The sequence below is a fragment of the Cognataquiflexum rubidum genome, assembly GCF_022538115.1.
GTDB lineage: Bacteria > Bacteroidota > Bacteroidia > Cytophagales > Cyclobacteriaceae > Cognataquiflexum > Cognataquiflexum rubidum.
On the sequence record NZ_JAKZAL010000007.1, the window covers coordinates 41,051 to 63,078 of the forward strand.

Here is a 22,028-nt window from a genome sequence, read left to right on the forward strand (position 1 = left end):
AATAAAGCCGATAGCATTCAGTGTTATCGGCTTTTTTTTTACATTTTTTTTTAATCCATCTTGAGCAATATCATCAACGGAGTGCCGTCAAGTGTGGCCAAATAAAGCCTGTTGTTTTCAATCTTGTATTTTTTGATTTCTTTCAAAGCCTGCGTCACTCCCCTTTCCAAAATCATTTCAGCTTGGGGACAGGCCATCATCGTACTCATCAGATTTCCAAATTCGATCTCTGTTTCTGTCAGTTTTGTGATGGGTCCCCTTACCGTGTTACAACCCGAAAACCCAAAAATACCTCTTTCTGCAGCATTGAATTCGAAAATCAAGGGTTTGTCCATTCCAGTGGGATTTTTCATTTCACCAATACTTTCCAACCTCCAAATATCCGTTATCCGCAAGGTCAAGTCTGGTTTTTGAGAAATTACCTCAAGCAAACTGTATTTGAGGCTTGAAGCATCTGCAGGAACCGGGGGAGGGAGTTGAGTCACATTGACTTTGATGCGGTAAATGTTTCCGGGTTTGTAATCAAATCCTTCGATATTACTGAAAAAATTCAACCATTTTCCTTCCTCGATTTCTGCACCTTCCTGGATCTGAAGGCAAGTCACCGGACCCACTCCCTGACAGGGAAGTTTGGTGCTGTTTATCCAAAATACTTTTTCTTCCATATTCTGGTTTTCAGATAATTTAGTTGATTTGCAGGAATACATTGTAATAAGAAATATTCCAAAAGAGAAGATCAGAAGACGTTTCATTTTTATGCTATTTGGTTTGTTCTTGATCCAAGACGAAGGTTACCCCTCTTTTGATTGGAGATTTTACCCTTCAGAAAGTTAAAAAGTCCTAAATGCGATTTTCCTTAGAAGGTCATATCAGTGAGAATCACATTTGCCAGTTTCTCTGCCCAGGATTTGTAAACCAATTCACTTGGATGGAGTTTGTCTTCGACGACCATTTCGGGCAAAGCGCCGATTTTTCTGTATTCTTCCGTGATATCGATGTAATACACGCCCAATTCTTTGGAAATTCGTTCCTTGGCCATATTGTAAGCATCAATTTCCTTGGCAACTTTTCCCCTGTCTGTACCCCTGTCAGTTGCAAAAGGAGTAACTCCCCAATCGGGAATGGAAATAACCACTACATGCTTTGGGTTTCCTTTGGCAAATCGAATTGCTTTGGTCAGCATTTTCCTGAATTCAGTCTCGTAATCAGAGACTGGTCGCCCCCTGTATTGGTTGTTGACTCCGATCAAAAGCGTGACCAAATCATAGGTTTTTCCTTGGATTCCTGCTGCCTCAATACCTTGGTCCAGTTCGTCGGTCGTCCACCCGGTTTTTGCTATGATAGTTGGTTTTTCAAAAATCATACCTTTTGATTTCAGGATTTCTACAGCTTGGTTTGGGTATCTTCCTGATTCTTCGACTCCCTCACCGATTGTATAGGAATCCCCCAAAGCCAGATAGGTGTATGTTTTTTCTTCCATTATGTCTGTTTTTTCTTTTTCTATGCAGCCTAGATAAAGGCCTGAAATCATCAAAATGATGAATACAACTGGTTTCATGTTAAGATTATTAAGATTTAAAAATACTTTCTGTCAAGGTAAAAGTCCCTTCATCAGCATCCATTTCTACATTTGCGCCGCAGGGAACAATAAACTGCTTCGCAACATGCCCGATCATCGCACCCCGGTAGGATGGGATATTCAGCGGAAGAATGTAATCATCCATGATATCATCCAAAGTCAAGGATCCATAACCTCCACCGGGATTGCAATCCGTACATTGCCCAAAAATAAATCCTTTGATCTTGGCCAATGTCCCATTGAGTTTCAATGTGCTAAACATCCTGTCGATCTTATATGGATCTTCTCCGATATCTTCCACAAAGAGGATTGCATCTTTGAAATCAGGATAATAAGGTGTCCCGGATAAGGAACTCAACACGGTCAGGTTTCCTCCCAAGATCTTTCCTGAAGCTTTTCCACCTATTAATGTCTGGATCCGGTTTTGCTTCACTATCAAATCATCTCCTTTGACTTGTTCATTCTGAAATACAGGCAATGTTTTGTCAAAGAACAGTTTTTGAAATTGGCTTACATTGAAATTGTTCCAGCTACCCGTACCGTTAGGTCCGTGGAAAGTGATCAAACCTGTCTGTGAATGGATGGCACAGTGTAAAGCGGTAATATCCGAATAACCCAAAATGGGTTTTGGGTTCTTTTTGATCACGTTGTAATCGATCAGATCCAGGATTCTCGCAGCACCTGAACCTCCCCGAATGCATATTACGGCTTTGACTTCAGGATCGGCAAACATTCCGTTGAGATCATCTGCGCGCTCCTGATCTGAACCTGCAAGGTGGCCTCTCCGGTTTTTGAGGTTTTCACCCAGTTTGACCTGAAGGCCCAAAGTTTCCAAAGACTCTTTTGCAAATTCAAACTGAATACGCTCTGAGGTAGCGGCAGAAGGACTGACCAAACCAACCATATCACCTTTTTCAAAAGGATTAGGGAAAAGTCTCTTTTTTGGGTCTTCTGATTTGGGTAGGAATGAAACAAGAGGTAAAGTACCGACACCAAGGAGGGCTGATTTTATAAAATCGCGTTTGTTCATAATTTTCGAGGTAATCATTTACTTAAATATTCTATTATTTTTAATCATTAGTGTGGTATATCAAAAAAACCAAAAATAATTTCACTTTGGACTATAAAACTTACAAAAAATTTAATATTTTACACAATTAAATAAGTAGACCTTTAATGCAATTATATTTTTCACTTGGATTTAAATGTAATGAGACATCCTGACCAATTATACATTTATGGACTACTTGCTAATGATAAAAACGTAATCGAAAAGATTTATCAAAATTTTTTTAGCAAAATAAAGGGGATGATAATTAAAAATAATGGTTCTTCAGATGATGCTTCGGATATTTTTCAAGAAGCATTGATTACTATTTATAATAAAGCTAAAAAGACTGATTTCGAGTTAACTTGTCCATTTGAAGCGTTCCTTTGGCTGATCTGTAGGAAAAAGTGGATTAATGTTCTAAATAAAAATAAAAACTTTAGGGTAACAAATATTGACGAAGAGGGATATAACTTTAAAGAAGATAGTCTTCAATTAGCAGAAGAAACTATTTTACAAGAAGAAAGGTTGAAGCTATTATCAGATAAATTAGCCTTGCTTGGAGATGCTTGTCGTCAGTTGCTCGAATATAGTTGGCAAGGATTTTCAATGCAAGAAGTTGCAGATCATTTTGGCTATTCATTTGGTTATGCAAGGAAAAAAAAGTCTATATGTGTTGCAAAATTGATTTCTGAAATAAAACAGTCACCCGATTATAATATTCTTAAATGGTAATTTCATGGAAAGTAAATGGAAAGAAAGATTTGAAAGTAAATGTATAGAAGTATTTGAAGAATATTTAAATGATAAACTCAATGAACAAGAACGCCGCAATTTTGAGGCGGAACTTAAATTAGATAAGGATTTAGAAAATTCCTTTTTGATATATAAGGCTATAGAGCAGGATTTGGGAAATAACATAAAGAATAAGTCAAAAGAAAACGAATTAAGAAAAACGCTTGAATCACTTTCAAAGCAATATTCAGAAGCACCAATAAAAACCTCATTTAAAAAACAAAACAGGGTTATCAAGTTTATTGGTTTTGTTTCTGCCGTTGCAGCTTCTTTTCTTTTGATATTTTTTGTTTACGAGAATTTTTATTTGGATAAGTATGATTCTCAAAGAATTGCTCAGAATTATTTTCAGTCAGAATTAGGTCAGCTCGGACAAACGATGGGTAACGTTGAAGATTCTTTACAATTAGGCATTGTTTCATATAACCAGAAGGATTTTTTTCAAGCAATTATAATTTTCGAAAGCATACTTGAATCTGACCCGGATAACTCTGAAGCCATTAAAAACCTCGGATTGTCGTATTTAGGTTTGGAGGAATTCGATAAAGCTATCCAACAATTTCAAAGATTAAGCCAATTAGAGAATTTGTATGCTAACCCCGGATTGTTTTATCAGGCCTTAGCATTACTTTTGAGAAATGAAATAAGGGATAATGATCAAGCCAAATTATTGCTAGAAATAGTAATTGATCAAAACCAGGAAGGAACTAAAAAAGCAAAGGAATGGCTTGAGAAATTGTAAGAAATTAATTTGGATAAATAATTAGCGGCATGGCCGCTTTTTTTGTTTTAAAGAGGGTAACATTTTTTGAAATCTCTGATATATGAGCAATAATCGAAAATTGCTATGAAATCAACGAGACCTTTTTTCCTAAAAATGGACACCCGAGTATTTTTATTTATGGGTATAATTTCCATGTTTTTCATAATTGTTCTTTCCCTACGATTTAAACAATACCAACCATGTATTGGCCCCACTATTTCAACTAAAAAAGACAAGCTGTATGCGGGAGATATAATACAATTTAAAACTCAGGAAAATGAAAAAGGAACAAATTTAGAATGGGATTTTGGCGATAATTCTCCAATTACAAAACTTGGATCTGCAGTAAGTCATGTCTATCAAAACCCAGGCAGATATCAAATCAGTGTTAAAATATCTGATAATTGCATGGCGTTTTCGACAGTAATAATCGAAAATCATCCCCCTGTGGTAAATGAAAAATTGCAAGCCAATTTCTCGGGACCAGAAACCATTGAAGTAGGCAAGCCTGCCAATTTTATTGATCATACCGAAAATGCCACAACATGGGAATGGAGGTTTGGTGAATCCAACAAGGTGGATGCTACAAGTCAAAAGCCAAAATATACATTTAAGAAGGCTGGTACCAAAAAAATTATTCTGACTGTTAATGGAAATATTACAGGTGAGAAAATCATCCTAGTTACAGAAAAGGCAATTGTAAAACCAAAACCAAAGAATGAACCCGTAGCTCGTGAGAAACCATCTTTAAAAATTGAGCATCCAAGTGTTGCCAAAATAGAAAAACCAAGCGACGTTGAGAAAACCCCTGAAACTATCAGTGTTACAAAAACAGCAGATGATGAAGAGATAAATGAATTCTTGAAACAGCTAGCAACCCAAGGGCAAAGTGTAATCAGTCTTTCTAAATATTTTTGCGATCCCAAAAAACTTAAATTCTTTTTTAAAAATGAATCTATAAAAGAAGCTCAATTGGATAAAGAATTAAAAAAAGTCATGAAGAGTGGTAAAATTCAAAATTTAAAAATACAAACAAATAGAAGCGGTGAAAACAATTGTGTCAACGTACTTCAAATAACTCTTGATAAGTAACGAAATATTTAAGAAAAAGCTAAAAACATCATGGAAACGATAGAAATTCAATGGAAAATGTCTGATGAAATTAAAGGAATAATCCGGATAGCCCAAGCTTTGGCCAAAGAGAACATGAATGTAACATTTGGCCCCCCACATTTGCTGAAGGCTACCTTACACAAAGAATCAGGGTTGAGATTTCTGTTGGATGAATTAGGCCAGGATATTTTTTATCTAGAGGATTGGGCGGATGTAAGGATTGAAAACTGTCCAAAAGGATTTCCAATACCAAACATCATAGAATCCTCCAATAACAATTCTGAAATTTTTCAGGAGGCAGAAGACCTAAGATTAAAATTTGGACTTGAGGAAATAACCCCAATGATTTTACTTATCGCATTGGTCACTCCTGGAGTTGCTTTTTCATTTGAACAACTAAAAACACTCCCTCTTCAAAGGGAAGTATTGATGGATTCATATAGGAAAAATGTCGAAATCAACTCAATTGTTGCTCCAAAAACCAATTCTCCCAAAAATGAAAATCAAGTAAAATCCAGTCAGGCATTGTTAAAATATTGTATCGATAAATCCTCATTGGCAAAACAGGGAAAGTTGGAATCGATTGTGGGAAGGGAAAGTGAAGTTAGAACTATATCTGAGATTATTTGCCGTAGATCTAAACCGAATGTGATGCTGGTAGGTGAGCCCGGAGTAGGAAAATCTGCTTTGATAGATGGCTTCGTTTTATCCTTGGAAACAGGAAATTCACCCGGCATCCTTAAAAATTCCAAGGTTTTTGAACTTGATCTAGGATCGTTGGTGGCCGGTGCCTCCTATAAAGGTGAAATTGAGGAAAGACTCAAGCAAATTTTAAGTGAAATTAAGCAATATGACAAAACAATTTTGTTTATAGATGAAATCCATGTTTTACTTGACAGGCAGAGCAATGCAGCAGGTAGTGCTAATTTTTTAAAACCCGAATTGGCAAGGGGTGAACTCACAGTTATAGGGGCTACAACTCCGGAAGAATACAGAAAATTCATTGAATGCGATGAGGCATTTAACAGAAGGTTTGAAATGCTTACAGTAGAAGAACCTTCCAAAGAATCATGCTTCCATATGATAAAGGCGATCATACCAAGGTATGAAAAGCATCATGGTTTGACAGTACCGGACGATTGCATTTTAGAATCAATCAGCCTCGCAAAAAGATATACTAAAGAAAGAAAACTTCCTGATGTAGCCATAGATCTTTTGGATCGGTCTCTTGCTGCTCTCAAAATGATAAATGAAACAGGTGAAAAAACTATTCATGTCATTAATGAACAATTTTTAAAACACACTCAAAAAGTTGATGAGAGCCTGGATTTTGGTATTGAGGATTGGAAATGGTTTTTAGAGCAAATCAAACAACAGATAAGCCCAATCTTATGGAGTACGGCTTTATCTACTCAGCCAAATGAAAATTTGAATGATAAAGATTCAATAATTCAAAAAATTCGGGAAAACTTGGATGAACTTCAAAAAACGGTTTCCCTGCCAACCCACACTTTGTCAATTTCAAATCTGAAAGCTTTGATGTCTGCAAAAACTGGAATTCCATTAGGTAAGCTCCAGACTGAGGAAAAAGATAGACTGTTAAATATGGAAGAAAAGCTCAAAGAAAGGGTAATTGGTCAGGACCATGCAATAAGTTCAATTTCTGATGCTGTATTAGAATCCCGAGCAGGACTTGGGAAACCTGGTCAACCCATTGGATCTTTTTTCTTTCTGGGACCTACAGGCACAGGAAAGACAGAACTGGCGAAATCCTTGGCAGAATTTCTATTTCAGGAAGAGTCAGCGATTTTAAGGTTTGACATGTCAGAGTTTAAAGAGGAACATTCAGCAGCTTTGCTTTACGGCGCCCCTCCTGGATATGTCGGCTATGAGGAAGGTGGATTGTTGGTCAACAAAATCCGACAAAAGCCATACTCTGTGGTATTGTTTGATGAAATTGAAAAAGCTCATTCATCTGTCTTTGATATTTTCCTCCAGATTTTGGATGAAGGCAAATTACATGACAAATTGGGTAAAGAAGGTGATTTTTCGAATGCACTGATCATTTTCACATCCAATATAGGGAGCCAGTTTGTAGTCCAAAAATTTAGTGAAGGTGAAATTCCCAAAACATCTGAACTTTTGGATAAAATGTCAGGATACTTTAGGCCTGAGTTTTTAGGCCGTTTGACAGAGATTGTACCTTTTTCCCCTATGAAAATGGAGATGGTCCAGAAAATCCTAAAAAATCAATTAAAGGATATTTTCAACTTTTTAGGTAAAGAAGGTATTACGCTTAATATTTCACAGGAAGCTTACGGAAAGCTTGCAGAATTGGGCTTTAATCCAGTCTATGGAGCAAGACCTTTGGCTGGAGTCGTAAGGTCTGAGGTGCGGAGACCCTTATCCAAAATGATAATTAAGGGGGAACTGAAAGCAGGAAATTGTTTGGACTTGAACATTGCCAATGGAGGGAATTTCCACTGGGAGATCAAGTAGAAGTCAAACAGACTAGTTTTTTTAAAAAAACAAATAAAAGTAGGTAACAACCTGCAAATGAACTTGATATAATCATATAAACCATTTTAAATAAATATCTAAAATCATGGCAACAGAAAAATATAGCATTGGGGGAACTGTACTCGAAAATGAAGCTTTTGAAGCTTTTGCAGACATTCCTCAAAACAGGGTTCTTTTAGCTGAAAAATTAACGAACCGAGCTCCTGTTAGACCCGAAATAGTAGGAGGCCTAACTAACCTAGAAGAAGTGTTTGGACATTTTAAACCGGAGGTTGAGGTTGAATTCGAAACCGAGGAAGGCACTTCGCAAAAAGAGACTATGAGATTTAGAGGCTTAGGGGACTTCGGGATTAAGGGAATTACCCCACAAAGCACAATGTTAAACGACCTCACTTTGAAAAGGGAACAATTCCAAAAGATCAATAAACAGCTCAAAACCAATAAACTTTTGAAACAAGCACTTTCGGACACTACAACCAAAGAAAGTTTAATCATGGCTTTGAATGCATTGATCCAAGAATTGGAAACATCAAAATAATAGACGATTAAATACATCTAAAATAAAGAGATATGGAACAAAATCAAAGTACCAAGTCAGTTTCTGATGACCTAAAAGAACTGAATTATAAGCCAGGCGAGATGTTGTCCACGGCCACCGAAAGCCTTGAGAAATTCGGTGGTTTTGACATCTTAGAAACTATGATTGAAGGAGTGCAAAATTTAAATCCGGAAAGAAAAGCCAGAAAATCAATTTTTTTGGCAGAACCATCCCGAAAGGCGGACAGAAACCAATTGCGTAAAGCCTTACAATGGTGGAAACAAGTACTAGAAAATTCTACTGATATCTCTGAGATGGTACAGTTCTGTGAACAGACCTCCAATAATGCAGAAACACTTTTGAAGAAAAATCTAAAAAGTGCCATAGAACAAACCAGAGAAATGGAGAAATCTTACCGTTCGGTTGCTCTATTTTATAAAAACACGGAAAGTCAGAAAATCAAGAATATTTCTATTATCAACGTAGATGCTGAACAACTGAAAGACCTTGAGAATACAAGATTCATCGATGCCATTCAAAACGAGTTGGTAGAAAATTTTGACAGGTTAGATCTGTCAAGTAATTATAGTTTATTGGTTTTACCCGGTTATTTGGGATCCAATAAGGTTGTCGAAAAATGGGCCAAAATAGCGTATGAGAATAAAGTATTGTTGGTCACTGACTTTGAAAACCTTGACAACCCGGATGATGTCATGGAAATGTTTGATGGTGCAAATCTTACAGGAGGAGATATTTACCGATCCAATATTATTATGGCCTGCAATTGGCTAGTAGGGCGGGAAAAGTTCAGTGAAATCGGCGAGGAGGAAGAACTTTTTGTGCCACCATCTTCCGCTTTGGCCGGAAAAATTTACAATACCTTGATGTCTCAAGTGACTGCAGGAAAGAAATATGGTGGACTTAATGAAGTTGATGGTGTCAAGTTTGATTTGAAGAAAAGTGAAATAGCAAATATTGAAAAATTGGGGTTGGTCCCAATGGTAAAAGAATATGGTAAGGTGATGGCTTTTTCTGCCAAAACACTTTTTAGCGGGGACAATCTCGGACTTCAGACTTATTCGGTAGTTAGGGTTTTTGATTATGTTTCCAAAGTGATGATGGACTTTTTGAATAGGAGGGCATTTGAAAACTTCACTGCAAGCAGTCGCAAAGAATTGATGGGACAGATTGTAAAATTTTTAGATAGCATCACAGGACCTACCAAATTGATTGAGAATTTTTCCATCAAGAGGTTTGAGCAGGATCCGGTCCAAAAGGACAGGATCTACCTGGACATCCACATGAAACCCTACTTCCCTGCCAAATCCTTCCTGATCAAATTGGACGGTCAAAAAGGAGATGATGGCAACGATTGGGACTCAGAATACCAACAACAGTGATTATGCTAGGATTTCGGGTTTTTCCGGATGATAAAACATAATATTTTAACTAATTATTATCTACTAAATTTTAAAGCTATGTCGTTTAAAGCTAGATTAAAAGTAGCAGGGAAAGATGTCCCTGTATTAGACGCGTCCTATGAATTGAAAAGAAATGTGGACGCTACCGGCAGACCTTCTGAAGATGTACGGGGAGGTAAAATCACTTTGACTGTTGAGTCCACGGGTGAGACACCATTTTTTGAGTGGATGTGCAACAGTTTTGAGCGGAAAGATGGTTCGATTGTATTTACCAAACGGGATACCGATGCCACTATGAAAGAGCTGTCATTTACAGAGGCCTACATGGTTTCTTATTCTGAAAGCTTCGACAGTGATAGTGCACGACCTGTAAGGGAGACATTTACGATCAGTGCCAAAACCATTAAGTTGGGGAATGGAGAGCACAAAAACGAATGGCCTGTTTGACAGTCCATTTAAAGGTGATGGGCACACCATCACCTTTTCTCCTTAAAAATTTAAGTATAAATGATCAATTAAAACTGTTTTGACATGTCCTTTTTAGCCACACTTAAATTAGACGAAGAGGAGTACAAAATCTTGTATTGTTCCTTTGCTTTCCATAAAGAAATTGACCCCACAGGAAAACCCATTTCCATTCCATTAGGCGGAATTTTGGATATCAAGCTAGAAAGCAATAGAAAAACGAATTTTTATGATTGGATGATCAGTCCGACACTCGTGAAGTCAGGAACAATCACATTTTTTCGGAGAGATGAAATGAGCCGGCTCAAAAACCTGGAATTTAATGACTCACATTGTATTGCCTACAAAGAAACTTTTGACCATTTGGGAGAAAATCCTATGATGATTGAACTGAAATTAAGTGCGCGGGAGCTGAAAATAAATGATTCTACTTTTTATAACAATTGGCCAGACTGACCTAAAACAAACTTTGCTATGCCACAAATAGTCGTCACAGGAATAAAAATTGATAACAAACCCATCAAACAATTTACTTCATTTGTTTTGGACCAAAAAATCAATGAGCATCATTCCTTTAGCTTGGTGTGTCCGACTGAGGCTATAGATGGAACAACCGGTGTGATTTTTAACCAATCAAAAAATCTCATTGGCTCTCCAATATCTGTTCTGATGGAATCCTTGGGTACTGCGGGACAAATGGAGTTCTTGGGATTGGTTACCCAAGTGGAGACTTCCAAATTCAGCGGTCATTCCGGTGAGATTATCCTGTCTGGTTTTAGTCCTACGATACTTCTTGACCATTTGCCACACTGTCAAAGTTGGGAAGAAAAAAACATCAAAGATATTGCTACAGATCTTACTGTAGCATTTCCAAAAGAAATCCTTTCTGCTCAATTAGAACCTGCTTTCAAAGAAAAACTGCTCTATACAGTTCAGTACAAAGAAACCTCATGGCAATTTTTGAGAAGAATCTGTAGCATCCATGGAGAATGGCTTTTTTACAATGGGAAAAAACTGGTTTTGGGGTCTCAGAAGAGCAAAGCTGTGAAACTACAGTTTGGCAATAACCTCAGCAATTTTAAAATGGCCCTTGAAGTCAAAGCCTCTGCTTTTCAAATGGTAGCATATGATTATCTCAACAATGAGGTCTATAAATCAAACCCTAAAAATATGCCTTCTTTCTCTGGGCTTAATGACTTGGGGAAATTTGTCTTTCAAAAGAGTGAGTCATTTTACCCCCAAGACGCAAAATATTGGAACAACAATGATTTAACCAATAAAAAGCAGCTGGATGATTTTGTGCATACGCGTTCTGCTATGCAAAATAGTCATATGGTCCAAATGAAAGGTCAGAGTGGACATCCGGGATTAGAAGTTGGAGGTCTTGTCGATATCAGTGGAAAAAATGTATTCAATCTCTCAGATGAGTCATTTGGGGAATACACAGTGATTTCGATCATGCATCATTGTGATGGACAGGGAAACTACAGCAATGAATTTATCGCCATTCCATCTTCACTGAAAATGCCCCCTACCCACAGAATAGAGGAACCTGTATGTGAAGCACAGAGTGCAATGGTGACCGACAACAATGATGAAAAGGGCCTGGGTAGGGTGAGAGTAAAGTTCCATTGGATGGAGGGGAATGAAAAGAGTCCCTGGCTTCGGGTGACTACACCCCATGCAGGTAGTGGCAAAGGCATGTTTTTGATGCCTGAGAAAGGAGAGGAAGTGATTGTGGGTTTTGAAGGAGATAGCCCAACCAAGCCTTATGTGATTGGCAGCGTCTATAATGGCAAAGCCAAATGTTCTTTTGCAAATGGAGGAAATGATGTCAAAGCCTTACAAAGCAATAGCGGCAATAAGCTAGTTCTGAACGATAAGGACCAAAGTGTATTGATAGAGGATGCCAAAGGAAATATGTTGATGATAGATGGGAAAGGGAATATTAATATAACCTCTTCCGAGAGTATTAAACTTACCTGTGGTGAATCTAATGTGGAATTGAAAAAAGATGGCTCAGTATCTATTAACGGTAAAAATCTGAAATTTGGAGCAACTGAAAATTTGGATGCATCTGGAGGAAAAAAAGCCACCATGTTTAGTGGTCAGGCTTCTTTCTCAGCAGACGGTGGATCCAATGATGCAAATATGTCAGGAAAGAATGCCAATATCAGCGGAAGCATGGAAACCAATGTCAGTGGTGGATCAAAAACAACAGTGAGTGCCTCGGGAAAAGTGGCGGTACAAGGTGCAATTGTAGCCTTGAATTAAATAGAAAGGAACAAAACATTATGGGGACTCAAGTAAGTAATCCTATTCAACAACGAATGGACCTTCTTCTGGAAAAATGGGAAGTGGCTGCTGAAAACGTGGACAAACCAATAGTCAGAATCCATGCAGAAGAAAATGAAAATGGTATGATAGAGGCATTCCATACTTACCTTTTAGGTACCGACACAGGAAACCTAGACGTGCCTATTATTTTTGATAGAGTTTTTAGGGATGAAGATTCTTATTCGATTGGGTTGCTCAAAGACCTTGATGAATTGATCAACACCTGGAACAATTCTAACAAAGAAAATCTTGCATTTGAAGCCCCTCCAATCTTATGGACAGTCGACTTTTCATTAAGGGACACCAATAATCCTGCATTTATTTTTGTAGAAAACCTAAACAGACTCTCCAAGTTTCTGAAATTAGGAAAAGGGAAAAATTTGGTTGCCATTTTTAAGGTCACACTAATTAATCTTAGTGGATTCATCAATTGGCTTGGTTTTATTTTGAAATGTGAGATTGATCCTTCTGTTAAGCTTTTGATTGATGATACTGTAGATGAACCTCTTTTTGAGGCATTCTGCAAAAAACATTCTTCCCAGACTATCACAATTTTTCCGGAATTGGATATGGACAATGCCATGCAACAGTTGGCATCTATGGGTAAACCAAACGATCCTGCCGTGAATTACCGAAAATCCTTTGTCAAACTCATGCAGGCTATTTCAAAAAGAGAGGAAAAAGAAGCCTTAAAAAATGCAAATGATTGTCTCGATATCGCTATCGACAACCTAGAGAAAAACCCCTACTGGATAGGTCAGGTAATTGCAGTTTACTCTGCCTTGGCAAATGATCAGATTGGATATAAAAATTTTCAAAAAGCAATAGCTTATGCCTCGGAAGCAGTGGAGGCAGCAAATGCCTCAGGAGATTTGATCGGGGATGAATATATCCAAAAGAAATTTTTAGGACAATCTTTGATGCTCCGCGGAGCTTTGTTTACTACACAGAAGATTTGGGACAAAGCCATTGATGATTTTGCTAAATCAGCAAGCTATTACAAATATACACAAGACCATATCCTAGGTATTGAAGCAAATAGGATGACTGCTTATTGTTATCTAAAGTACGGAGACCGCTCATCAGCTTGCAGACAACTGGCGCCCACGTTGGCAATAGCCAAACATCTTTCTGTAGAAACAATTCAAGCTTCAACTTTTGCCGGAGTATTGGAAATTCTTTTGGATTCAAATGATCAAAAATGTGTGAGCGATCAGGAAGTCGAAGAAATCGGACTTTTATATTTTGGAAAAAATTGGATGAAAGAAATCAGAAACTGGAAAAATCCAGAATACGCTCCTGAAACCGAGGCAGCTTTAACCTAATTCCTAAAAAACTAAATTTTTTGTTATGCCTGAGGTAATTAATAGAAATCAAAAAATAGCAATCGCTGCCCAAAGAGCCAAAGAGCAAAGGGGGGAGGATTCCGAAAGCGGTGAAAAGAAGTCAACTGTTGGCCAGATTATCGATGGCGCCAACACTGCCTTGGGCGCTTACGGAGATGTGATGGGATTCACAAATAACCTCAGTGAAAAAGCTTTACTTCCAGTCCTGCAGCAATTGAGTTTTATACAAGGTATTGCTTGTCTACCGGCAAGTTCCCATATGGATCCTGTGACAGGTATAGATGTGCATCTTGTCATGATTCCACCATCTCCATCTCCTATTCCCATGCCACATCCATATCTGGCAATGATTATGGATCCCAAAGATTGGTTGAGCTGTGCGGTGATGACAGTGGCAGCTATGGCAGCCCCAGTTCCTACAGGAAACGAGGATGCAGATGCCGCAGCCAGTCTTGCATTTAATGTTGGTACCATGGCTTTGGGCATGACAGGAATGGATGCTACAGTAAAATTGGGCGGATTTACCCCAAGGACCACCAGTGGAGTCAAAAATAAAACCATACCGCATTTTCCCATGGGAGCCAGTTTTGCTCCCCTACCTGTGAAAAAAAATTCAGGACATGCCCAGTTTGGAAGTCTTTTTTTGAATGCGGATAGCAATCCTTTTACCGGGATGATGCACCTCAACAACGATTGTTGGGATATTGGCTTGATGCAGTTGAAGAGGAAGCAATACTCCCCTGAACCGGGAAGTTTTTTTATGCCTACAGGGTTTGTAATGGCTATCCCTTCCCACAATGTCATTGTCAATCCTGTTCCGACTCCGGTTAATCCTGTTGCCGCGGTTACCAAACTTTTAAATGCAGGGTTTGCCAAAGTACTTCATGGTGCCACCAATAAAATGGTAAAGGGGAATCGATCAAACAATGCAATCCATAAAGCCATTTGCCATGTCACCGGACACCCTGTTGATGTAGTCAGTGGCATGTTCTTTACAGATGAAGAGGACTTTTCACTTCCTGGGGTAATACCTATTTCTTGGGAAAGATCATGGTTTAGTGACAGTGAATATGATGGACCTCTTGGCCGGGGATGGCATCATGAATATGATATGGGTTTTAGGATAGATGTAGTCAACAGGGCCATTTTGAGATTGAATGATGGTAGATTGGCTGTATTTGACAATCCCAGTCCAGGGAAATTCTCATTTAACCGAGAAGAAAAACTCTTTTTGCATGCAGATGAAAATGGAACCTATTATATAGTAGACAGTGAGGGATTACATTACCGATTTACTGAAAAGGCTTTTGGAAAAACCAAAAGCGATGAGGAACACCTGCTTCAAAGCATCTCGGATCGTGCAGGCTATGCCATTAGATTTATTTACAACAGACTTGGGAACCTGATCCGCATTATAGATAGCGCAGGAAGGGAACTTCTGGTTTCAAACGACATGGTAGGAAGAATTACAAAGATCCTTGCCCCTCATCCCGAGCTGGAAGGGGAGTTGTTCCCTATCGCCCAATATACCTACAGTGATGAAGGGGATATGATAGTCCAAACAGATGCGCTAGGCCAGCAGATGTTGTTCGAATACAACAACCACATGATGGTAAAAGAAACCTGGAGGGACGGTCAGGAATGGCATTTTGTTTATGAAAAACCCATCACAGGTAGCCGTTGTATAGAAACGTGGGGAGAGGATGATCTTTATCACCATAAACTCAAATACTATGAAGGGCTGACCGAAGTGGAAGATAGTCTGGGATATCTTACCCAATACTATCACAAAGATGGACTTCCCTATAAAAAAACCGATGCGAACGGAAATGATTGGCTATATAGATACAATAAATACCATGAACTGGAATGGGAAACCGATCCCTTGGGCAATCAGCATGCTACAGCGTATGACAAGTGGGGCAATGTATGCAATACCACAGATCCATGTGGAGGATTTACCCATGCAGAGTATTTCCATCCGGATTTTAGACAGTTGCCTACTGAGGCAATGGACAAATCAGGAGGTATCTGGAACTGGCATTATGACGAAAAGGGAAGGGTAACCAAACTGACCAACCCTCTCAAAGCTGTATCCAGGTATAAATATGATGACGGGCTAATGGTTCGGTTTATGGCTGCATCGGGTGCGGAGACTGAATTTCAATATGATAACCATCAAAACCTGATCGGTATTTTGGATGGAAACGGCGCCAATACACTTTTCCAATTTGACAGATTGGGTAATTGTATAGGAGTGACCAATCCCAAAGGAGCCAAACAAAACATAATGTTTGACCTAAAAGGCAGGGCAACCAAAATCCACGATTATGATGGCAACGTAATCCATTTGGAATATGATGGACTGGACAATGTGATCCGCTATAAAGACAAACAAAAAGAAGTCAACTATACCTACAAAGGTCTCTGGAATTTGACAAGCAGAACCGAGTCAGGTGCTACCTTTTTTTTTAATTATGATACCGAAGAGCGTCTTCAAAAACTGGTCAACGAACATGGACACCCTTATAGATTTACACTCGATCCTGTAGGAAATGTCTTGGAAGAAGTGGGATTTGACGGCATTACAAGGAACTTTGAAAGGAATGCATCTGGATGGGTGACCCGAATCAAACGTCCAAATAATAAATTTACCCTAAATACCCATGATCCATGCGGAAGGATTACTGAAGTCAATTACAGTGATGGGACGAAAGAAAATTATACCTATCATCCCGATGGAAGTCTTTTGCTTGCTGTCAACGATGCTGCCCATGTAGCTTTTGAAAGAGATATTATGGGTAACACCATCAAGGAATCAGTCAATGGTGAATGGGTAGCTTCCGAATATGATGCTATGGGAAACAGGCTTACGATCCAAAGCAGTCTGGGAGCGGCTATCTCCCATCAATTCAATACCTATGGAGACCTGTTGCAGATGGAATCCAAAGGATGGAAAGCACAGCTGAAACATGATGCCATGGGAATGGAGGTTGAAAGAAGACTTCCGGGTAGCATTATTAGTCAATGGCAACATGATCTGATTGGAAGGCCTTTACAACAGGGTATTGGTATCCTTCAAGGAGATGAAATCTATCTTAAAAAGAAGAGGGAATACCTGTGGGAGGTAAACGACAGATTGAAACAGATTAAAGATGATAAAGGTATCACCGAATTTGATCATGACGGTTGGAGTAATCTTGCCAAAACAACTTATCCTGATGGGGAAGTACAGTGGAGGAATCCTGATGCAGTCGGGAATCTGTTCAGGACAGTGGATCGCGGGGACAGAAGATATGGAAGAGGGGGGCAACTTAAAAAATCAAATGGTTGGGAATATGCTTATGATGGGGAAGGGAACCTGATAGAGAAAAAACACATCAGCGGAGAGCGATGGGAATATGAATGGAATGATGCCGGGATGTTGGTTCTGGTAATCCGGCCTGATAAAGAGGCTGTTTATTTTAGCTACGATGTATTGGGAAGAAGATTAACCAAGCAATTTAAAAATACAATCACTAAATTTATCTGGGATGGTAATGTTCCCCTGCATGAGTGGAAGGAACATGCCCTAAGTGGGCAGAAATTAAGTAATCTCAAAGTAGGTGAAAATGGTTTGATAACCTGGCTCTTTGACTCAGATAGTTTCGTGCCCGCGGGAAAGATAAAAGGGGAAAAAATTTTCAGTATCATTTCCGACCACCTAGGAACACCCAGCCAGATGTATAAAGAAGATGGTACTTTATTTTGGGAATCTGAGCTGGACAGTTATGGTAAAGTTAGGATGGGGAAAGGAGAGATGGGATTTTGTCCATTTCGCTACCAAGGTCAGTATCAGGATATAGAAACGGGGCTTTGTTACAATAGGTTCAGGTATTATGCTGTAGAGGAGGGGAGATATTTGAGCCAGGATCCATTAGGAATTGAGGGAGGAGTTCATTTATACATATATGTTCATGACCCTTGCATATGGATTGATGAACTAGGTTTATTAGAGAGACCATTTATTCGAAAAGCAACAAGAGAAAAAATAGAGAAAAAAGGCAAGGTAAAAAATGGGAGATTTATTGATGCTAATACCCGAAAACCTATTCCTGGAGGACAAAGAAGAGATTATTCAAGAGCTAAAGGGATGTATGATATAGGACATAAAAAAGGACATGAGCATTGGCGACTAGTCAAGATAGCAGAAAAACGTGGATACAGTCAAACAAAATTTAATGCATGGATAAATAAAAATCCACAATGGTTTCAAGTGGAAGATCCTAAAGAAAATCAATCTCATCGGCATGAGAAGAAAAGAAAAACTAGTTATAGTAAATAGATCCATTTAAATATAAAAACATGAATAAAAAATCAGAAAGATTAAATGAAGATGAAATGTTTGACCTCTTCGATCAAACCGATTTTTCAAAAGTAGAAGTTTTTGTAGAAAAATATGGTATTAATTCTGTTGACAGAGATGGCAGAAATTTGTTAATTAATTTTATTATCGAGCACAAATCTAATTTTGCTATAAAATTAATAAATGAGTTTAAGGAATTAAATATAAATAAACAAGATAAAAATGATTGGTCAGCATTGCATTTTGCTGTACAAGAGAATGATTTAAAGGTTGTAACGACATTGTTAAAGAAAGAATCACAAGTAGATATTGTTGACGAAAACGGAAACACACCACTTGCGGATGCGATTTTTAATGAAGTCGATGAGAATATTATTATTTCTTTACTAGAAAATGGTGCAAGTTTAAATAAGAAAAATCATCACGGTATTTCCCCTAAAGATTTTATCAATAAAGATATGAGTAAGGTGGTGGAATGGATAAAGAAAAATTCTGAATTGAAATGATGAAATGTTTATTTTTTCATAATGTCTGACACTGTCCCGAAAAGTAGTATAAAGGAGTAGGAAAAAGATTTCCCCTCTAGGTTTAGATACAATCTACACCTTTTTATCCTAGGAATTTGTAATTCCAGTTTATCAAAGTTTTTACCGGAAGCTAAACGGGGTGGAAGCCTTGAAAAGCGATTAGGTTTTCCAAAATCTATAACCTCAGTCTGTCAGAAACAGGGTGATTTTTTTATTCTTGATATCTTAAATAGAAACCAGGCAAAGGCATTTGTAAATCCTAATCAATTATATTCTTGATTTTTCTGGAAACAAAACTGTGATGTTTCAACTCTCAAAAAATATTGAGTTGTCCTAGGTAACAATTCTGTCCGATCCGGATATCTATATGGACACATGTGAGCTTTTGACTTAGAAATAGTCCAAGGGTTGATAGCAGATAGAGTGAACATTTATCAACAATGTATCCTATTTGAATGGATCGCATTGAATCTTGAGCCATTCTGGATTACCAAAAGGAAAGCTGCACAACAAGTCTTAATGGAGATTATTGTGACATAGCCGACAAGGATAAATCCTTTATTTCAAAAATCAGGTCATAGATTTTTCAACATTAACCAATTATACCTATGAAAACCTTACTATTCTTTTGCTATTTGTTAGCTCCGGTTTCCACATTTGATTTCGGGGATACCATGTCAGAAATGGTCCAACCTGAAATTCAATTGAAGGAACCATCAGCAGATTTCTGGAATACCTTGCTTGCTAACCATTCTCCTGACTCTTTAAATTTATTCCGATCCGTTGACTTTCAAGAGGATTATCCTTTTGATAGCCGTTTGGCGGGTAGCTATTATACTACTGATTATTATAATTCAAGCGGATTGTCCAAGCCAAAGTGTGTTAAATTAAATATTGATTCACTTGGGAATGTAATCCTCTACGAACCGGAGAATTTTGATGTTGGATCTTCCATGGAAGTAATTTCTGATACATCCTCTAAAATTTTGGCCGAATTTAAAATATATACAAGGGTAGGAAACATATACATTGACCATTACCAAACCCAAAAGAAAGAATTTATATGCAAGTACAGTGTGGAGGAAAATTCAATGGTATGGATGGACGAAAATGGGGAGATGATCACCTGGAGGAGATAAGGAAGAATCTATTGTCTATGATCTAATTGAATATTTGAAATAGATTTTGAATTCGGTTTTTGGATATGACATATTTACCAAATTGCAATGAGCTATGCTTCTATAGCTATTGAATTAAGGAATGAAATACAAGACCAAGTAATAAGGAATATACGCGCAATTGCCGTTAAAACTGTTCCCGGTATCAGCTCAAATTACCGGACATCGAATTAGATAATTACTATACTTTGGCAAATTACATCGGTCTCAAGGATTAATACTTTTAGGACTGGGTCATACGTATCGGTGTAGATTTTACCTACAACTTTTTTATTTTTTTGTATCTAAAATTTTGGTCTAAATAATTTGGAAGTAAATTTTTTGAAGTTGAAAAATTCTTCTTTGAGAAATCATTCATCATCAAATCTCTTATAAAATTCCTTTCAAAAATTAGGTAACATATTGATTTTATGATTGATATATATTCAAAAGAATAAGAAGAGGATTTCTGTTCAATAGTTAAAATGACAAGGTAATTTGATTTTCTCCAAATCAGTTTTAGCGTATTTTATTAATTAAATTTTTACTCCGATGAAGAAGACTATTTTAATTTTGATAGCCGCAATGCAAATGGCTTATGGCAGCAATACTCCAAATGATTTAAAATCGGTTTCTGGGTTAGCATATCACCTTAGTTCACTAGAATTGAAAATCACAGGGATACCAAGGATTGGCAGTTCCATAGCGATTATACCTTGTATTCCGGAAACTTTTGTACACCAAATTGCCACATTGGATTCCCGGCTGGTAGGAATCTGGAAACAAAATCAAAGAAATAATTCCGGAGATTATTCAAATGATAGTTCAATTATGATTGGATTTTCCCATGATGGAAAATTTAATATTTATGAAACTAACTCCTATGACCTTTACAAAAATCAGGACTCTAGTATTAAGGTGATTGCAACATTTGAAATATTCGCCAAAGACGATATTATCTATTTGATACATCCCGAGAAAGGGAATCTGATGTTTTTAAGTAAATACCAAATTAATGGGAACTACCTCCAGACCATCTCTGAAGATGGCGTCAAGGAAATGTGGGTTAGACAAACAGGGAAAAATTTATTGTAAACTCCAAGTTTTATTAAAAGGATTAATAATGAAAACGCAACAATCAATTATCGGAAAATTTCTGCAAATGTTTTTTGTGGTTTACATGATGTTTACCCCGGAAAGCATAGCGGAGGTATTGTCAAGAGAAAACAGCCAAATTAAAGTCCAGGTTAATTCTGGTCTGCAAGGTAAAAGGTTGATGCGAAATTTGATTGCGCTTGAATTCAATGATGGGAATCCAATTCCCATAATATCATGCAAAAAAGATGGATTTTCTTGTTTTATGGATCTATCAAATTCGGTGAAAAAGCCGGAAAGAATTACAGTCATTAACCAAAAAGATGAATCGCACCATTGAGAAAAATATATGTAAGGTGTCTTATTATTCACAATTAAAAATAGCTGTCATGAAAAAGTCATTTGTAATATTTGCTGTTGCCGCGTTGCCTTGGATATGCATGTTGGCAGGAATTGTTTTCTTCAAAGGACTAAAAGTCAAAAATGATACTTCAAAAATAGTACAGACTTTAGTAGGAAATCATTTTTATAATAGAGTTAACAATCAGGTTGCTAAAGGACTAGAAATTGCTTTCCGGCAGGAAAACACCTCTGTGGATCATAGGTTGGTTGGGTTTTGGTCCAAAACAAAATATTACAGTTCCGGTGGATTTTCTTATGTCAGCATTCAAAGATTTTCGATGGATTCTGAAGGTACTATGATCATTTACGAAACCGTATCTTATGCAAGCGGGGGCGGTACCCGTATCGGTCCTTCATCCGACCCTCAAATAGAAACTGTTGTAAAGGTCCACACAAGAGATAACAGATTGTATACGATGTATGGAAATCCTCCTGTTGAAATCTTTGTTATGGAGTTTAGTTTCAGTAATGGGTATTTGCATCTTGTCGGTGCAGACGGTGTAAAAGAAATGTGGGAAAGGAATTGATATATCATTTAGGAAGTAGAAATAATTTTCAGGGATAACCGAATTAATTC

The 22,028-nt window shown here is 37.7% G+C and carries 18 protein-coding genes; 15 read left to right on the forward strand and 3 right to left on the reverse strand.

Translation table 11 applies throughout. The annotated features are described in order from the left end of the window. Window positions 1-50 precede the first annotated feature (50 nt). The 3 genes from MMU05_RS09455 to MMU05_RS09465 all read right to left on the reverse strand — a co-directional run bounded on the left by MMU05_RS09455 (window position 51) and on the right by MMU05_RS09465 (window position 2,609). Window positions 51-665, reverse strand: coding sequence for a DUF4377 domain-containing protein (locus MMU05_RS09455; protein WP_241141433.1), 615 nt, complete (start codon window positions 663-665; stop codon window positions 51-53). A 191-nt stretch (window positions 666-856) separates the two neighbouring features. Beyond that, window positions 857-1,558, reverse strand: a complete 702-nt coding sequence (locus MMU05_RS09460) for an SGNH/GDSL hydrolase family protein (protein ID WP_241141434.1) — start codon at window positions 1,556-1,558, stop codon at window positions 857-859. A gap of 10 nt (window positions 1,559-1,568) precedes the next feature. Next, a complete protein-coding gene (locus tag MMU05_RS09465; protein WP_241141435.1) occupies window positions 1,569-2,609 on the reverse strand; it encodes a S66 peptidase family protein in 1,041 nt (346 codons plus the stop codon). Between the two features lie 180 nt (window positions 2,610-2,789). Here MMU05_RS09465 and MMU05_RS09470 point away from each other — a divergent pair, with 180 nt between their 5' ends. From MMU05_RS09470 to MMU05_RS09540, 15 genes are all read left to right on the forward strand, one after another. Then, window positions 2,790-3,362, forward strand: a complete 573-nt coding sequence (locus MMU05_RS09470; protein ID WP_241141436.1) for an RNA polymerase sigma factor — start codon at window positions 2,790-2,792, stop codon at window positions 3,360-3,362. 4 nt (window positions 3,363-3,366) lie between these two features. Continuing rightward, on the forward strand, window positions 3,367-4,164 hold the full coding sequence (locus MMU05_RS09475; protein WP_241141437.1) for a tetratricopeptide repeat protein: 798 nt from the start codon (window positions 3,367-3,369) through the stop codon (window positions 4,162-4,164). A gap of 105 nt (window positions 4,165-4,269) precedes the next feature. Further along, complete coding sequence (locus tag MMU05_RS09480) at window positions 4,270-5,277, forward strand: PKD domain-containing protein (protein ID WP_241141438.1); 1,008 nt, start codon at window positions 4,270-4,272, stop codon at window positions 5,275-5,277. A 30-nt stretch (window positions 5,278-5,307) separates the two neighbouring features. Continuing rightward, window positions 5,308-7,797, forward strand: a complete 2,490-nt coding sequence (locus MMU05_RS09485) for an ATP-dependent Clp protease ATP-binding subunit (RefSeq protein ID WP_241141439.1) — start codon at window positions 5,308-5,310, stop codon at window positions 7,795-7,797. A 106-nt stretch (window positions 7,798-7,903) separates the two neighbouring features. Then, the gene (locus MMU05_RS09490; protein ID WP_241141440.1) at window positions 7,904-8,356 is read left to right on the forward strand and encodes a type VI secretion system contractile sheath small subunit; all 453 of its coding nucleotides are present in this window, start codon (window positions 7,904-7,906) and stop codon (window positions 8,354-8,356) included. 32 nt (window positions 8,357-8,388) lie between these two features. Continuing rightward, window positions 8,389-9,756 (forward strand): DUF5458 family protein, encoded by a 1,368-nt coding sequence (locus tag MMU05_RS09495; RefSeq protein WP_241141441.1) that lies wholly within the window; start codon window positions 8,389-8,391, stop codon window positions 9,754-9,756. A 78-nt stretch (window positions 9,757-9,834) separates the two neighbouring features. After that, complete coding sequence (tssD, locus tag MMU05_RS09500) at window positions 9,835-10,224, forward strand: type VI secretion system tube protein TssD (RefSeq protein ID WP_241141442.1); 390 nt, start codon at window positions 9,835-9,837, stop codon at window positions 10,222-10,224. Between the two features lie 84 nt (window positions 10,225-10,308). Then, window positions 10,309-10,698 carry a type VI secretion system tube protein TssD gene (gene tssD, locus MMU05_RS09505; protein ID WP_241141443.1) on the forward strand — a complete coding sequence of 130 codons (390 nt, stop codon included), beginning with the start codon at window positions 10,309-10,311 and terminating at the stop codon, window positions 10,696-10,698. A gap of 18 nt (window positions 10,699-10,716) precedes the next feature. Continuing rightward, window positions 10,717-12,516 (forward strand): type VI secretion system Vgr family protein, encoded by a 1,800-nt coding sequence (locus MMU05_RS09510; RefSeq protein ID WP_241141444.1) that lies wholly within the window; start codon window positions 10,717-10,719, stop codon window positions 12,514-12,516. Between the two features lie 56 nt (window positions 12,517-12,572). Continuing rightward, the gene (locus tag MMU05_RS09515; RefSeq protein ID WP_241141445.1) at window positions 12,573-13,904 is read left to right on the forward strand and encodes a hypothetical protein; all 1,332 of its coding nucleotides are present in this window, start codon (window positions 12,573-12,575) and stop codon (window positions 13,902-13,904) included. Window positions 13,905-13,929: 25 nt separating this feature from the next. Next, window positions 13,930-18,249, forward strand: a complete 4,320-nt coding sequence (locus MMU05_RS09520; protein ID WP_241141446.1) for a DUF6531 domain-containing protein — start codon at window positions 13,930-13,932, stop codon at window positions 18,247-18,249. Between the two features lie 20 nt (window positions 18,250-18,269). Then, entirely contained in the window at window positions 18,270-18,776 is a 507-nt protein-coding gene (locus MMU05_RS09525; RefSeq protein WP_241141447.1) for an ankyrin repeat domain-containing protein, read from the forward strand. Window positions 18,777-19,405: 629 nt separating this feature from the next. After that, the gene (locus MMU05_RS09530) at window positions 19,406-19,936 is read left to right on the forward strand and encodes a hypothetical protein (protein WP_241141448.1); all 531 of its coding nucleotides are present in this window, start codon (window positions 19,406-19,408) and stop codon (window positions 19,934-19,936) included. A gap of 570 nt (window positions 19,937-20,506) precedes the next feature. After that, complete coding sequence (locus MMU05_RS09535) at window positions 20,507-21,049, forward strand: hypothetical protein (protein ID WP_241141449.1); 543 nt, start codon at window positions 20,507-20,509, stop codon at window positions 21,047-21,049. Window positions 21,050-21,438: 389 nt separating this feature from the next. Then, complete coding sequence (locus MMU05_RS09540) at window positions 21,439-21,978, forward strand: hypothetical protein (RefSeq protein ID WP_241141450.1); 540 nt, start codon at window positions 21,439-21,441, stop codon at window positions 21,976-21,978. Window positions 21,979-22,028: the final 50 nt, after the last annotated feature.

Excerpts from the sequence above, each read along its gene's own strand:
- MMU05_RS09455 (WP_241141433.1), bottom strand. The coding sequence starts at position 665 with ATGGAAGAAAAAGTATTTTGGATAAACAGCACCAAACTTCCCTGTCAG.
- MMU05_RS09460 (WP_241141434.1), bottom strand. The coding sequence starts at position 1,558 with ATGAAACCAGTTGTATTCATCATTTTGATGATTTCAGGCCTTTATCTA.
- MMU05_RS09465 (WP_241141435.1), bottom strand. The coding sequence starts at position 2,609 with ATGAACAAACGCGATTTTATAAAATCAGCCCTCCTTGGTGTCGGTACT.
- MMU05_RS09470 (WP_241141436.1), top strand. The coding sequence starts at position 2,790 with ATGAGACATCCTGACCAATTATACATTTATGGACTACTTGCTAATGAT.
- MMU05_RS09475 (WP_241141437.1), top strand. The coding sequence starts at position 3,367 with ATGGAAAGTAAATGGAAAGAAAGATTTGAAAGTAAATGTATAGAAGTA.
- MMU05_RS09480 (WP_241141438.1), top strand. The coding sequence starts at position 4,270 with ATGAAATCAACGAGACCTTTTTTCCTAAAAATGGACACCCGAGTATTT.
- MMU05_RS09485 (WP_241141439.1), top strand. The coding sequence starts at position 5,308 with ATGGAAACGATAGAAATTCAATGGAAAATGTCTGATGAAATTAAAGGA.
- MMU05_RS09490 (WP_241141440.1), top strand. The coding sequence starts at position 7,904 with ATGGCAACAGAAAAATATAGCATTGGGGGAACTGTACTCGAAAATGAA.
- MMU05_RS09495 (WP_241141441.1), top strand. The coding sequence starts at position 8,389 with ATGGAACAAAATCAAAGTACCAAGTCAGTTTCTGATGACCTAAAAGAA.
- tssD (WP_241141442.1), top strand. The coding sequence starts at position 9,835 with ATGTCGTTTAAAGCTAGATTAAAAGTAGCAGGGAAAGATGTCCCTGTA.
- tssD (WP_241141443.1), top strand. The coding sequence starts at position 10,309 with ATGTCCTTTTTAGCCACACTTAAATTAGACGAAGAGGAGTACAAAATC.
- MMU05_RS09510 (WP_241141444.1), top strand. The coding sequence starts at position 10,717 with ATGCCACAAATAGTCGTCACAGGAATAAAAATTGATAACAAACCCATC.
- MMU05_RS09515 (WP_241141445.1), top strand. The coding sequence starts at position 12,573 with ATGGACCTTCTTCTGGAAAAATGGGAAGTGGCTGCTGAAAACGTGGAC.
- MMU05_RS09520 (WP_241141446.1), top strand. The coding sequence starts at position 13,930 with ATGCCTGAGGTAATTAATAGAAATCAAAAAATAGCAATCGCTGCCCAA.
- MMU05_RS09525 (WP_241141447.1), top strand. The coding sequence starts at position 18,270 with ATGAATAAAAAATCAGAAAGATTAAATGAAGATGAAATGTTTGACCTC.
- MMU05_RS09530 (WP_241141448.1), top strand. The coding sequence starts at position 19,406 with ATGAAAACCTTACTATTCTTTTGCTATTTGTTAGCTCCGGTTTCCACA.
- MMU05_RS09535 (WP_241141449.1), top strand. The coding sequence starts at position 20,507 with ATGAAGAAGACTATTTTAATTTTGATAGCCGCAATGCAAATGGCTTAT.
- MMU05_RS09540 (WP_241141450.1), top strand. The coding sequence starts at position 21,439 with ATGAAAAAGTCATTTGTAATATTTGCTGTTGCCGCGTTGCCTTGGATA.